Origin of the sequence: Helicobacter bilis (assembly GCF_900198365.1) — a bacterium.
GTDB lineage: Bacteria > Campylobacterota > Campylobacteria > Campylobacterales > Helicobacteraceae > Helicobacter_A > Helicobacter_A bilis_B.
Genome location: NZ_FZMS01000008.1, coordinates 39,789 through 53,136 on the forward strand (window position 1 = coordinate 39,789; position 13,348 = coordinate 53,136).

Annotated in this window: 13 protein-coding genes; 8 read left to right on the plus strand and 5 right to left on the minus strand. The window is 35.3% G+C overall.

Annotation, left to right across the window (positions count from 1 at the left end):
• Positions 1 to 97 precede the first annotated feature (97 nt).
• The 4 genes from C6H08_RS01335 to C6H08_RS01350 all read right to left on the minus strand — a co-directional run bounded on the left by C6H08_RS01335 (position 98) and on the right by C6H08_RS01350 (position 4,242).
• Positions 98 to 1,141 carry a YihY/virulence factor BrkB family protein gene (locus tag C6H08_RS01335; RefSeq protein WP_034565096.1) on the minus strand — a complete coding sequence of 348 codons (1,044 nt, stop codon included), beginning with the start codon at positions 1,139 to 1,141 and terminating at the stop codon, positions 98 to 100.
• 10 nt (positions 1,142 to 1,151) lie between these two features.
• The gene (locus tag C6H08_RS01340) at positions 1,152 to 1,586 is read right to left on the minus strand and encodes a toxin-antitoxin system YwqK family antitoxin (RefSeq protein WP_080732262.1); all 435 of its coding nucleotides are present in this window, start codon (positions 1,584 to 1,586) and stop codon (positions 1,152 to 1,154) included.
• A gap of 140 nt (positions 1,587 to 1,726) precedes the next feature.
• Positions 1,727 to 2,170 carry a hypothetical protein gene (locus C6H08_RS01345; protein ID WP_034579630.1) on the minus strand — a complete coding sequence of 148 codons (444 nt, stop codon included), beginning with the start codon at positions 2,168 to 2,170 and terminating at the stop codon, positions 1,727 to 1,729.
• A gap of 323 nt (positions 2,171 to 2,493) precedes the next feature.
• Positions 2,494 to 4,242, minus strand: coding sequence for an ABC transporter ATP-binding protein (locus C6H08_RS01350; RefSeq protein ID WP_034565090.1), 1,749 nt, complete (start codon positions 4,240 to 4,242; stop codon positions 2,494 to 2,496).
• A 198-nt stretch (positions 4,243 to 4,440) separates the two neighbouring features.
• Between C6H08_RS01350 and C6H08_RS01355 the strand changes: the two genes are divergently transcribed.
• The 7 genes from C6H08_RS01355 (at position 4,441) to C6H08_RS11430 (ending at position 10,434) form a co-directional block, all read left to right on the plus strand.
• Positions 4,441 to 4,668 carry a carbamoyltransferase N-terminal domain-containing protein gene (locus tag C6H08_RS01355; RefSeq protein WP_005216709.1) on the plus strand — a complete coding sequence of 76 codons (228 nt, stop codon included), beginning with the start codon at positions 4,441 to 4,443 and terminating at the stop codon, positions 4,666 to 4,668.
• A 65-nt stretch (positions 4,669 to 4,733) separates the two neighbouring features.
• Complete coding sequence (locus C6H08_RS01360; RefSeq protein ID WP_233708424.1) at positions 4,734 to 7,040, plus strand: carbamoyltransferase family protein; 2,307 nt, start codon at positions 4,734 to 4,736, stop codon at positions 7,038 to 7,040.
• A gap of 16 nt (positions 7,041 to 7,056) precedes the next feature.
• Positions 7,057 to 8,202: an SGNH/GDSL hydrolase family protein gene (locus tag C6H08_RS01365; protein ID WP_052100048.1), complete on the plus strand. Its 1,146-nt coding sequence runs from the start codon at positions 7,057 to 7,059 to the stop codon at positions 8,200 to 8,202.
• Complete coding sequence (locus C6H08_RS01370; protein WP_052100049.1) at positions 8,196 to 8,399, plus strand: hypothetical protein; 204 nt, start codon at positions 8,196 to 8,198, stop codon at positions 8,397 to 8,399. The genes C6H08_RS01365 and C6H08_RS01370 overlap by 7 nt, the downstream gene beginning before the upstream one ends.
• A gap of 13 nt (positions 8,400 to 8,412) precedes the next feature.
• The gene (locus C6H08_RS01375) at positions 8,413 to 8,790 is read left to right on the plus strand and encodes a hypothetical protein (protein WP_034580271.1); all 378 of its coding nucleotides are present in this window, start codon (positions 8,413 to 8,415) and stop codon (positions 8,788 to 8,790) included.
• Positions 8,791 to 8,807: 17 nt separating this feature from the next.
• Positions 8,808 to 10,220 (plus strand): hypothetical protein, encoded by a 1,413-nt coding sequence (locus C6H08_RS01380; protein ID WP_034580273.1) that lies wholly within the window; start codon positions 8,808 to 8,810, stop codon positions 10,218 to 10,220.
• 64 nt (positions 10,221 to 10,284) lie between these two features.
• Positions 10,285 to 10,434, plus strand: coding sequence for a DUF5989 family protein (locus tag C6H08_RS11430; protein ID WP_004086238.1), 150 nt, complete (start codon positions 10,285 to 10,287; stop codon positions 10,432 to 10,434).
• A gap of 171 nt (positions 10,435 to 10,605) precedes the next feature.
• On the opposite strand, the gene C6H08_RS01385 is transcribed toward C6H08_RS11430, so the two are convergent.
• Entirely contained in the window at positions 10,606 to 11,892 is a 1,287-nt protein-coding gene (locus C6H08_RS01385) for an adenosylmethionine--8-amino-7-oxononanoate transaminase (RefSeq protein ID WP_034563922.1), read from the minus strand.
• A gap of 93 nt (positions 11,893 to 11,985) precedes the next feature.
• Here C6H08_RS01385 and C6H08_RS01390 point away from each other — a divergent pair, with 93 nt between their 5' ends.
• Entirely contained in the window at positions 11,986 to 13,143 is a 1,158-nt protein-coding gene (locus C6H08_RS01390) for an aminotransferase class I/II-fold pyridoxal phosphate-dependent enzyme (protein ID WP_034563919.1), read from the plus strand.
• Positions 13,144 to 13,348 lie beyond the last annotated feature (205 nt).

Sequence of the window (13,348 nt, forward strand, 5' to 3'; positions counted from 1 at the left end):
AAAGATATAGAAGAAAAATGTAAAATAATGGGATTATAATTTTAAACATAAAGGCACAGGTTTGCCTTATTATCGTAAATCTTTTCAGCCTTAGAATCTAGCTTTCACTACATGGATATTTTGCATCAAGCCATTTACAAAACTGCATAGAAAAAAGCACAACAAGCCATGACACATAAATCCACAAAAATGCAAACATAATGATTGAGACTGAGCCATAGATATTGCTATAAAACTTATTATAACTCATGTAGTAAAAAAATATGATTTTTAAACCATACCACACAATCGCACCAAGCAAACTCGCTAATATTAACACAAAAAATCGCAATGGCTTATTCGCTGCTACACGAAAAAGCATAGCAAATACAATCCAAGTAGCAAGCATAGGTATAAAAGAATAATATTTTGTAATCACATCATCAGAGTATATATCCACAATCACTGCATTAAAGTAAATCGAAGTAGCAAGAAACATGGGTATAAGCGTGATTAAGAGCCAGTATATGATAAAAGAGTCAAAATAGCCGCGTTTTTTTGCCTCAAAAATGCGTGCAGCAACATCATCAAAATTCCTAAAGAATATAAAAGAGCTAATAAGCGAAATGAGAAAGCCTACAAAGCCCATTTCCTTGCCATTTGATAAAAAGTTATCTAGGATTTTTGCAAACTCATGGGCATTGTCAGGCAAAATATTATCAAGGATAGATTGTTTTAGAATCTGTAATTGATCTTGAAAGCTTGGAAAGAGTGAAAAAAGAGAAAAAAACATTAAAAAAGCAGGGATAATAGAAAAAATGCTATAAAAACTTAAAGAAGCCGCATAATGAAAAATTCTATCATTATCGGTTATGGCATGCCAACAATATGAGATTTTTTCACTAATAAAATAGCGATGCTTGGTTATGTTTGCATAAAAATGTTGTAGTTTTTGCAAATAGCCATCTTGTTGTGTTTTATTGTTTTGTATTTCATGTGTGAGATTATTTTTTTGCATTTGTTCTGTTAAAGTTTCGCTATTTGGATTGTGTGCTTGAGAGATTGACTCGTTTTGCGATGTGCTTTCTTCTGCTATCGTATTAGCAGAAGTATCTAAAGATTCTGTGTATTTTGTTGTAGTATGAATCTTTGTATCTTGCACACATAAACCTTTAATCAAGATATTTTTGGGCTATTAGCTTACCATAATAATACTGCAATGCTTGTATCCTTTTCCCCTCAGTTATCACATATAGCCAGTTATGCAATACTCCCTTTTTAAAAGTCGTCTTTAAAGCTGTATTATCCCTTGCATACTGCGTAAAATCTCCATGCAACACCCCGTCTTTGTAGAAACCTGTGAAATGTGGGTTACCATTTGGATAAAAATGACTGAATCTTCCATGCAATTTGTCATCTTTATAATGAACTTCCCATGCAAGTATGCCACTTGGATAATAACCCACAAATTTGCCATGCTTTAATATTCCTTTGCATGAACCTTGCATAACAATACCATCAATAATAGTTTTACATGAAGTCATTTTAGTATGTGCATAAAACAATGAAAATGCAAACACTAAAACAACATACTTGAAAACATTCATTCCCAACAAGAAAATACCCTAAAAAATGTGAAAAAAGAAATAAGAGTGAGACTATAATAAGAGTTTATTGCCACAAAAGGCAGACTAAGCGAAAATCCAGCATGAAGCCAAATTTTCACAATGTCCAAATATGGCTAAAGTTATTTTACTTTAAGCACCGCATTGATTTTTTTCAATTTATCTTCTTCAAGTAGATAGCGTAAATTGTGTTCATCTTGTTTGCTTTTTCTAAACTCTTCTTCTTTTTTAGTGATTCTATGAAGAATTTCAGTAGCTTTAGAAACATTTCTATTTGCTTGTGCTTCTTCTAAGTCTAAACGCAAGTTTTTAACATCAAATTCCACTGCATCTCTGTATTGTTTGAACTTCTCTGTTTGTGCTTTAACTGCCTTGAGAGTATCAAACTCAATTTGTGCAATTTCTCTTTTTTGTTTTAAGTTTGCAGTCGCATAAAGCTCTTTTACAACGCCTTTAGGTGCAACAGAAGCACCGATAACATGCTCATGGTGAGCCATATTAGGACATGCGAAAAGCAACCCGCTTGTTGCTATAGAAACAAACATCAACTTCTTAAGAACCATCATAACTTCTCCTTTGGCATAGAAAAAATAAAAATCATGAATGGCATTATAACGAAATATAATGAGTTTTAAACATAATTTTTGTAAAAAATAGATATTTTGGTTTATTGTTAGCTATCAAATCTATTGAAATACCTTGCTACATGATATTCAATATCTTTGCAAAATCAACATATAATGCTTATAACAGCAACAATATCAGCATTCATTTATAGTAAGACTAGATTCTACATGTTAAGCCAAGAATAATCAAAACTATATGCTTAAAGTAACTTGACTAAACGCATATAGTTTTGTAATGATTCTCTCATTCACACAATAAACGCCTATGCAAGATCTTCATCTTTTACTCGTCCCTTCTTTCTCTCTTCTTGATATTCTTGCTGTGTCCAAATGTTTAGAATCTTGCCCTCACTCATTTGCACGACTCTTTGAGCTAACTCAATGGTGCTTGGTCTGTGTGCTACCACGATTAAAATTTTGTCCTTTTGTAAAGTAGCAAGTGCATCTTTAATAGATTCTTCTGTTTCTTCGTCAAGAGCACTTGTGGCTTCATCAAGTATTAAAATGTCTGGATTCTTATAAATTGCCCTTGCGATAGCTATTCTCTGTCTCTGACCGCCGCTTAAATTTGTCCCAAACTCATCAAGGATAGTTTCTATACCATCATCAAGTTGTGATACAAACTCATACGCCTGTGCTTTTTTTAGTGCATCAATCACTTTTTCTTCATCAATTTCCATGCCATAGGCAACATTACTAGCAATGCTTCCATGGAATATAAAAATTCTTTGTGTTACAATAGATATATTTTTACGCAAACTCTCTTGTGAAAGATCCTTTAAATCATAATTATTAATGAGAATCTTGCCCTCATTTGGCTCATAAAGTCGCAGTAAAAGACTCATTAAAGAGCTTTTTCCGCTACCACTTTTGCCAACAATGGCTGTCGTTGTGTTTCTCTCAAACTTCAAAGAAAGATTATTGATAGCAGTAAAATCATCATATTTAAGCGTAATATTTTGTGCCTCAATAGATTCTATAGGAGACTTTAGAATCTCTTTGCCATCAATAATTTTTGACTCCCTATCAATAATGTCTGATAATCTCTCATTTGCCACAAGGGCTGGTTGCACCCCTGCAAAGCTTCCATTTAATCCCTTTAATGGCTTATAGAGTAAAAACATAGCCGCCATAAGTGAGAAAAACTGCCCAGCACTCATATTATCCCGCAATACTTCTAGCCCACCTATGATAATGACAATCGCCATGCCTATTGAGCCAAAAAGCTCCATAAGCGGTGAAGTGAGTAGTCCTACTCTTGTTGATTTTCGTCCCAAACGAAACATCTCATTACTATAATCTTTATATTGTTTAAACTCTAATTTTTCCCCATTACTTGCCTTAATAATCTCTATATTATTAATAATCTCAAATACCCTTGAATTCATATTAACACTTGTTTGAAAGCTTTGATTCGCAAGAAATCTTAGCTTTTTTGCAATGAAACGAATAGGGATAATAGATAAAGGCATAATCATTAATGCAAGCAAGGCTAAAAACGAGCCATTATATACAATAACCGCACTATATGCAATAATCGTTAATATCGTGCTTAAAAAATTCATAAGATAACCCGTAGCAAAATACGACACCACAGAAATATCACTAATACGCGCTAAAATCTCACCGCTACGCATACGATTAAAGAAATCAAGCTCAAACCCCAAAACTCGCTTCATCACCTTTTGTCTTACTAGATTCTCAACATTTGCATTAATGTAAGAGAGATAATAGCCCTGCATATAAATCCCAAGCCCTTTAATAAAAAATATTGTAATAAGCACCAAAGGCATGATATAAAGCATTGCTTCATTCTTATCTTTAAACACATCATCAATTAAAGGTTGTATCACATACGCACTGCCACCAGATCCAAGTGCAGCAAGCACCATGCCAACAAGCACCATAAAATACTGCCATTTGTGCTGCTTCACATAGGGTCCAAATCGTTTATAAACAAGTTTAAAATCTTTGCGTAAGTTAAGGGATTGTGTTTGCTTATCATCAGTCATTTCTTATACTTCCTTAATAATTCTGTTTAACAAAAAAATAAAGCAAGATTCTAACATATTTGAATAAACTATGACAAAAGGTAAAAGCGTGTAATATTATACAGAAACAAATAATAAGTCTTAATAATTTTATGCTAGAATACGCCGATTAGAATCTCAAATCTACCACATATCAGATATTAGCAAAAAAGGATAGCAATGATAATTTTAGGTATTTCAGCCTTTTACCACGATAGTGCCATAGCCCTATTAGAAGATGATAGAATCCTTTTTGCCTTGCAAGAAGAGAGACTATCTCGCATTAAAGCTGATAGCACATTTCCTAAACTATCCATTGAAGCGGCATTAAACTATATAAATAACAACTGCCACGATTATATGGGGGGGGGGGGGGTGAATACCCTAAAAACACTCCACAAGATTTAACCAACTTAGAATCTACTTTTGAAAACGCCCAAGCCCAAGACGATTCTAAGAATTGCGGTGGGGCTTTGCGTGTTTTGGGACAATTTGGGGATAGGAGTTACCTAAAAGGTAATGACTGCGGCGATTTTTCGCAACTCCCGCAAATACCCCGCAAAGCCCAATCCTCCAACCTAAAGCCAACACCCCTAACACTAGATTCCATTGATTCCTTTGTCTTTTATGACAAACCTTTTCTCACCTTTGAACGCTTACTTGAGACCTACTTTGCCACCGCGCCAAAGGGCTTTCTAAGCTTTGTAAAGGCTATCCCCGTATGGCTTTCAACAAAGCTTTTCTTAAAAGAAACCATCGCACGAGAGCTAGAATCTTTGTATAAAAAACTCTATCCGCAAAAAAGTAAGCAAGAAATTAAAGCATTTAAACAAAAAGTGCTAAATAATCTCTACTTTAGCGAACATCACTTAAGCCATTGTGGCTCTGCATTTTTCCCAAGTCCTTTTAGTGATGCTGGGATTCTAACCCTTGATGGCATAGGCGAGTGGGCGACTACGACTATTGCTAAGGGGCAAGATAATTATATTGAGATTTTACAAGAGCTGCATTTTCCGCACTCTCTAGGGCTTTTGTATTCTGCTTTTACTTATTATTTAGGCTTCAAAGTCAATTCCGGTGAATATAAAGTGATGGGCTTAGCCCCTTATGGAGAGCCAAAGTTTGTAGATATTATCAAAACGCATTTAGTAGATATCAAGCCTGATGGGAGCTTTTCACTCAATATGGAGTATTTCTCTTACACCTATGGGCTAAGAATGACAAATGCCAAGTTTGACAGCCTTTTTCACGCACAAAGAAACCCAGAATCTAAGCTAGAACAAATCCATATGGACATAGCCGCAAGCCTGCAAGTAGTAACTGAAGAAATAATGATAGCCCTAGCTCGCACCACAGCTAGACTTAGTGGCAGTAGGAATCTTGTTTTAAGTGGTGGTGTCGCGCTAAACTGCGTGGGTAATGGCAAGATTTATCAAAAGCTTATCAAAGAAGAAAAGATTTTGGATCATATTTGGATACAGCCTGCAAGTGGGGATGCGGGAAGTGCGGTGGGGTGTGCCTTAGCGTTTTACCATATAGAATGCAAACAGCCTAGAATCCGTGAAGAAAAACAAGCCAAGTGTGAAAAAGCGGATTCTAGCAATGAAACCCAAAATGTAAGTGAGCCAACAAAGGATTCTAGGAGTTTCACCCAAAACGCAGAAAATGTGTTTTGTAGCCAAGCAGATAGGCGGCAGGATTTTTGTGATAAAAATGGGGCTTTGCAAGGCGAAGCAAGGGAGTTACCTAAAGCGGTAATGACCGAAGCTGAGCTGAAAGCAATCACCATTTTAGCCAAAAAGCCAACGCCAAAGATAAGCCCAAGCAATTCTAAGATTTTGGAACTAGAATCGGGGTTTTCAAACGCCACAAATATAAAAGGGTCGCAGGCGGAAGGATTTGCCGATGATTTTGTGGGTTGCGCGCGGCGAGCGGTGGGCGAAGGGATTTACCTAAGCGGTAATGAGCAAGCCCACCGCGCAGACTCCCGCAAAAGCGTGGCAAAGCCAACGCCTTTGCTAAAAGATTCTATGCAAGGAAGCTATTTAGGGCTATCCTACTCTAACGAAGAAGTCCAAGCCACGCTAGATTCCCTAAACGCAGTCTATGAAAAGCATCATTTTGACACGATCAAGCACTTAACTGCCGAAGCTCTAGCACAAGGTAAAGTAGTAGGCTGGCATCAAGGGCGGTGTGAGTTTGGACCTAGGGCATTAGGGGCTAGATCGATCCTAGGCGATCCACGCAATACCACAATGCAAAAGACGATGAACCTAAAGATTAAATATAGAGAATCTTTCCGCCCATTTGCCCCAAGTGTGCTGGACTTTGCCATAAATGAGTGGTTTGAGTGCGACTACATTAGCCCATATATGCTGCTTGTAGCCCCTGTGAAAAGGGAGAAATGCTACCCACTCACAAAAGAGCAAAAAGAGCTTTTTGGCATAGAAAAGCTAAATATTATTAGAAGCGAGATTCCAAGTGTAACGCATATTGACTATTCTGCGAGAATCCAAAGTGTGCATAAAGAGACTAATCCGCGTTATTACGCACTTATAGAAGAGTTTTATAAACTTAGCGGTGTGCCTGTGCTAGTGAATACGAGCTTTAATGTGCGAGGTGAGCCTATGGTATGTAGTCCTTATGATTCTTATGCGTGTTTTATGGGGACGGAGATGGATATGCTAGTGATTGAAGATTTTATTCTTTATAAAGAGAAACAACCACAAGAGCATATCGCAAAGTTTAGAGATATTAAAGATAAGTATGAGCTAGATTAAACAATAAGGGATATATATGAGAAAAGAAATATTGTATAAAATCACACAAGGCAAAATTGGCGTTTTATTGTTTTCTGTATTGTGGATTTTAATAAGTTTGCTTTTATTAAAGATTGATCGCATATCTAAAATGCGTTTTGATTTTAGCATTATGTCATTTGTATGGATTAGTGCCCTCTTATTATTGTTATGTGTATATTATGCAAGGCAGACAAAGATACAAGGCTTGAAGTTGGCATTATCTTATTTTAGTATTTTGCCTATTTGTGTAATCATTGGTGAGGTATATGGATTCTATAAATTGCAGAATAAAGACAATAAAGATAAAGATTGTGTTTTAGAATCTAATGGCATTTATGCAACTGCTTACTATGAGCCTAATACAATAACAGGATATAGGGCAAAACCAAATATAGTAGCTACTGCACAAATGCTAAATAAAAAAGATAACTCTATAATCTATGATATTTCCTATGATATCAATGAGTTTGGTTGGCGTAAAACAAAAAGTTCAAATAATAACAGCAAACAATGCTTTCTCTTTTTTGGCGATAGCTTTACCATAGGCGAGGGGTTAAATGATAATGAAAGTTTGCCATTTTATTTTGGACAACAAGTCGATATGAAAATTTATAACTTTGGATTCCATGGATATGGACCTCATCAAGCCTTAGCTTTGCTTTTAAGCGGTGAGGTTAAAAGGACAATTAAAGATTGTGATGAAGTAATAGCACTTTATGAGAGTTTGCCACGGCATATTTCTAGGGCTAATGGATTCTCACCATGGGAGATAGGCACAAAAGCCCCGAGATTTAAAATCAATGGCGAAAAACTAGAATGGCTAGATACTACAACTAATAAGAAAACAAAATTTGCAAGATCAATAGAGCATCGCCTAGAACAAAGCTATTTATATAAATTCTTACAATCACGCGATACATACAAATACGATGAGAAATACAATAATCTCTATTTTGCCATAATGTTAGAAATGCAAAAAGAGCTAAAAACACAACTTAACGCACCGCTTTATGTTTTACTATGGGATTCTAATAATTTAAGTGATGAACTAGAAGTTCAAGAATCTAATGCTATTACACAATGGCTAGAAACAACCTTTAACAACAATATAGCAACGATGGGGGGGGGGGATATATGTTAGCAAGTAATATTTTGCAAAATTATAAAATAGCCAGAGAGAATTATTCCATTAATAAGTGTGAGCAACACCCAAACGCTATTGCAAATAAGGAATTGGCAAAATTTTTAGCACTAAATCTAAAAGATAGCATAATACAAACAAATAGGATAAAAGCGGTAAAAACAACAGATTCTAAAACAGAAAAAATCCAAAAGTAAAAAAAGGGAAATGATGACAAGCATTAGTGATTTACGCGTATTTTTAGGCATTTGGGCGGGGATTTTTGCAGTATTTTTATTCTCTGGAATCTTATTGCACGACATTTATAGAATCTGGGCGATCATTGGGCTAGGTGTCGCTCTAGCCCTGCAAGTCTATCCCAAAGTTAGCACACCGCTTTATATCGCACAAGTGAAGCTTGGCAGTGTGATTGGCTGGTGCATTTCTCGTGCAACTTTGGTGGTGCTTTTTGCCCTTGTGTTTGTGCCTTTGGGGCTAGTCTTTCGCATAATAGGACGCAATGTTTTGGGTGCGAGACTTGACAAAGAAAATGATAGTTATCTTATCTCTCGTCAAAAGCAACCCGTAAGTATGAAAAATCAATTTTAGAAATCAAAGGAGATTCTATGTTAAAAAACAAATGGATAAAGTCTATTATATGGATTATTGGGCTTATTGTATTAATGATGATTTTACTGAAGCTAGATCGTTTATGTTTTCGCTATTTTAATTTTAGTATGCCTTATTTATGGATTGGTGGTGCTTTTGCGATTGTTTTGCTTATTTGTGCGAAAAGGGCTACATCTCAAGGCTTAAAACTCACTTTTATTTATATAGCGATTGTGCCTATATGTGTTGTGATAAGTGAAGGGGTTTTTTATTATAAGATTCAAAATAAAAAAGATATACTCATACAGCCGCATAAGATTCTAGGCTATGCCCTTGCCCCAGCAGTTTCTGAAAAAGGTAAATTGATTGTAGATGACAAAGTGATTTATGATATTGTCTATACGCATAATGAAAATGCTTTGCGACTCACACCGAATAATAATACCAACTCACGCACTTGCTTGAATATCTATGGTGGCTCATTTGTCTATGGTTCTGGTGTTGGAGATTCTGAAACTATAACCGCATATTTACAAAACAATCTACCACAATATAATGTCAAAAATTTTGGTATAGGTGCAGCTGGAGCACATCAAATGTTAGCAAGATTAGAGTTTGATTTAGATTCTAAAGAATTAGGGCAATGTGATGAAAATATCTTTATTTATGAGGCTATACCTCATCATATTTACAGAGCAAAAGGCGTATTTAAAGGACCAAAATATGAAAATATTAATGGTGAAATTATTTATCAAGGCACATTTAGCGATGAAGAACAGGCGGTATTTTGGCGAAAAGATGATGACACAGAAAAAAATAAAATAATAGAAAACAAACCGCGACAATCTTTTATACAGCGTATGGCAAGCACACTCAAAAAGACAAAGGACCAACTTGCAGAATCTTATACAAGAGAATATTTCTTTCCGCTTATTAAACCCGGTTCCAAGTCAAAAGATTTACTACAAAACGAAGTTTATGAAAAAGGGTTTGCCTCCAATTTGGATAGAGTGAAGCTAAATATCTCACAAGACCACATATATTTTGACATTATACGAAAAATCAACAAGATATTAAAAGAAAAATATAACGCAAAACTTTATGTACTTTATTGGGATTATGATATGCACGCACAATTTTTAGACAAATACGATAAAGTCATACAAACTACACTTAAAAACGATGGTATCCCATTTTACACGATAAGTGAAATTATCGGCGATGATTATAAAGAGGATTTAGAACGCGTAAAAAATGGGGACTTTGAACATTTTAAATATAGAATCTCTCGTTGGGATACGCACCCAAATGCCCTAGCAAATGAGAAAATCGCAGAGTTTATTGCCACACAAATTAAAAATGGTGTGATAAAACCAAGTAAATTACACAATCCCAATACTACACATGACGATCCAAACAAAAAGGGGTAAGAATGACAAATAACATATTTTTACACCGCAAGGTTACCCAACTAACACATAATAAGGAGCAAATATGAATATCATTAAAGAATTATGGGCTTTTTTAAAGGAACGCAAGAAATTTTGGCTTTTCCCTGTGATTATTATCATGCTATTTCTAGGCGTATTGATTGTATTAGCAAAAGGCTCAGCTGTCGCACCTTTTATCTATACTATATTTTAAGTATTATAGTATCTTAGTTTGTGTGATTTTAAGTCTTAATTACAGGGGTTTTATGTATAGACACTAAATGTTTGTATCTTAAAATCTACAAACCTACCCATAAAGGCATAACAGCTAAAATCCACAAATCACCCCAAAGATTACTGCCATCAATTAAGAGGTTCTAAGCCTTTACAACAACTCAACAATCTCCCTCAAACATTTCACAACATAGCTTATAGAATCTTGTGTGATAACATAAGGGGGCATAAAGTAGATTGTATTCCCAAGTGGGCGAAGTAGTAAGCCCCTTTTTAAGCCCTCTTCAAAGATAAATATATTTGGTCGCTCTTTATCTGTGATAACATCAAAGGCTACAACCATACCGCATATTCGCATATTTTTCACCTTAGAAGAATCTTTTAGAATCTCAAATTCCTTTTTCATAAATAGACTTAATTGCTTGTTTTTCTCAATGATATTTTCCTGCTGAAAGATATCAAGCACCGCATTTGCCGCCGCACATGCAAGTGTATTACCTGTATAACTATGTGAGTGTAAAAATGCCTTATATGTGCTATATGGTGCATAAAAAACATCATATATAGAATCTGAAGTAATCACAACTGAAAGTGGCATATAACCACCGCTAATCCCCTTTGATAAGCATAAATAATCTGGCACAACACCACATTGTTCTAATGCAAACATACTGCCTGTGCGACCAAAGCCAACGGCTATTTCATCAAAAATGATTTGGATTCCATACTTCCTGCATAAAGCCATCGAATCTTTAATATAGTCCTTATTATACATATGCATATTACCTGCACACTGGATTAAAGGCTCTAAGATAAACGCACAGATTCTATCGCCATACTCTTTTAGAATCTTTTCTAATGATTCTAAAGCGTGAGAGTAATCGCCAAATTGCGTTTCTGGGACTTCTGTGCGTAAAGATTCTAATAAAAGCGGGGCATAAGTCTCTTTATACAAAGCTACATCACCAACGCTTAATGTCCCTATTGTCTCGCCATGGTATGAGTTTGTGAGTGAGAGAAAAAGATTGCGATTAATATTAAGATTACGGAAATAATGAAAGCTCATTTTTAACGCTACTTCAATAGCAGATGATCCATTATCCGCATAAAAGCATTTATTAAGCGGTTGTGGTAGCATATCACAAAGCCGCTTAGATAGATTGATAATAGGCTCGTGGCTAAATCCCGCTAAGATTACATGCTCTAAATTATCAAGCTGCTCTTTTATCGCTGCGTTAATATAGTCATTACAATGTCCAAAGAGATTCACCCACCAGCTACTCACACAATCAATATAACTTTTATCATTAAAGTCATACAGATAGATTCCCTTTGCCCTTTTTATAGGGATAATGGGTAGTTTCTCATGGTCTTTCATTTGCGTGCATGGATGCCAAATATGTGCTAAATCAAGCATGGCTAAATTATCATTTTGCATGAAATACCTTTATATAAAATCATCTCTTTATAGTAAAATAGTAACTAAAAATCGCATTTTTTGCAATGCTATCACACACTCAAGGAAAAAGACATGCAAGCTACAAAAATATTACAAGCACTAAAAGATGATAACAATCTACGCACACTGCAAGATATACAGCACGATGGCATATATATCATAAAAGATAATAAAAGATTGCTAAATCTCTCTAGCAATGATTATTTAGGTATTGCTACTGATAGGGAGTTACGAGAAGAGTTTTTTGATACAATAGATAAAGAAAGCTTACTCTTAGGTAGCACTTCATCGCGTAGCCTAAGTGGAAATTATAGAATCTTTACGCAGTTAGAAGACTATATCGCCGCACAATTTAGCAATAAATCTTGCCTACTCTTTAATAGCGGCTATCATCTTAATATCTCTTGTATGCAAGCCCTAAGCGAGTTTAGTAATGTATTATTTGTCGTGGATAAATTCGTACATGCAAGTATTATCGATGGCTTAAGGCTTGGTGGAAAACGCTTTATGCGATACACTCATAATGATATGCAATCTCTTGCAAGTATTTTAGAAAAAACACATAATCAATATGAAAGCATTATTATTGTGAGTGAGGGGCTTTTTAGTATGGATGGCGACTTAGCACAGCTAGATTCTCTCTGTGCGTTTAAACAGCAATATAGTAATGTTATGCTATATCTTGATGAAGCCCATAGTGTTGGGGTATTTGGTGAAAATGGGCTAGGTTTAGCTAGTTTGGGTTATGAAAATTCTATTGATTTTTTAGTCTATACTTTTGGTAAGGCGATTGGGTCTTTTGGGGCGTGCATGATTTGCTCACCTCATCTCAAAGACTTTTTTATTAATAAGGCAAGGGGCTTTATCTACTCAACTGCCATCGCACCTATAAATGTAGCATGGAATCTTTTTGTATTTCAAAAGCTTAAATCCATGCAAAATAGAAGAAAACATCTATTAAATCTAAGTGAATTATTACGCAAAGAGTGTGCGAAATATAATATAAGCTTAATGGGTGAAGCACAGATTCTATCACTCATAGCCCATACAAATGAAAATGCCCTTTTACTTGCCGATAAACTTAGTCATAAAGGCTTTTTTGCCCCAGCGATTAAAACCCCAAGCGTCCCACCAAACACAGCACGACTTAGAATCTCTCTCACAAGTAACATGCAAGAAGAAATGATGATAGAGATTGTCTCTGCATTAAATGTTGATAGAATCATCTAACACATAGGTTATAAATTATTATCATTTTAAGATTTAATCCCTTGTCATATTACTTTTTTTTGTCATGTTGAGCGAAGCGAAACATCTAACATAGAACCTAAACGAATCTCTGTTACCCTTTAACATTATCATACTAAGCGAAAACAAAACATCTTTAATTATCAATTTGCCCTTGAGTGAAACATCTTTAATCGTCATATTAAGC

What these genes read in the sequence shown, in the direction of transcription:
- C6H08_RS01345 (WP_034579630.1), bottom strand. Translation starts at nt 2,170, where the DNA reads ATGATGGTTCTTAAGAAGTTGATGTTTGTTTCTATAGCAACAAGCGGG.
- C6H08_RS01385 (WP_034563922.1), bottom strand. Translation starts at nt 11,892, where the DNA reads ATGCAAAATGATAATTTAGCCATGCTTGATTTAGCACATATTTGGCAT.
- C6H08_RS01365 (WP_052100048.1), top strand. Translation starts at nt 7,057, where the DNA reads ATGAGAAAAGAAATATTGTATAAAATCACACAAGGCAAAATTGGCGTT.
- C6H08_RS01390 (WP_034563919.1), top strand. Translation starts at nt 11,986, where the DNA reads ATGCAAGCTACAAAAATATTACAAGCACTAAAAGATGATAACAATCTA.
- C6H08_RS01375 (WP_034580271.1), top strand. Translation starts at nt 8,413, where the DNA reads ATGACAAGCATTAGTGATTTACGCGTATTTTTAGGCATTTGGGCGGGG.
- C6H08_RS11430 (WP_004086238.1), top strand. Translation starts at nt 10,285, where the DNA reads ATGAATATCATTAAAGAATTATGGGCTTTTTTAAAGGAACGCAAGAAA.
- C6H08_RS01350 (WP_034565090.1), bottom strand. Translation starts at nt 4,242, where the DNA reads ATGACTGATGATAAGCAAACACAATCCCTTAACTTACGCAAAGATTTT.
- C6H08_RS01370 (WP_052100049.1), top strand. Translation starts at nt 8,196, where the DNA reads ATGTTAGCAAGTAATATTTTGCAAAATTATAAAATAGCCAGAGAGAAT.
- C6H08_RS01355 (WP_005216709.1), top strand. Translation starts at nt 4,441, where the DNA reads ATGATAATTTTAGGTATTTCAGCCTTTTACCACGATAGTGCCATAGCC.
- C6H08_RS01380 (WP_034580273.1), top strand. Translation starts at nt 8,808, where the DNA reads ATGTTAAAAAACAAATGGATAAAGTCTATTATATGGATTATTGGGCTT.
- C6H08_RS01340 (WP_080732262.1), bottom strand. Translation starts at nt 1,586, where the DNA reads ATGAATGTTTTCAAGTATGTTGTTTTAGTGTTTGCATTTTCATTGTTT.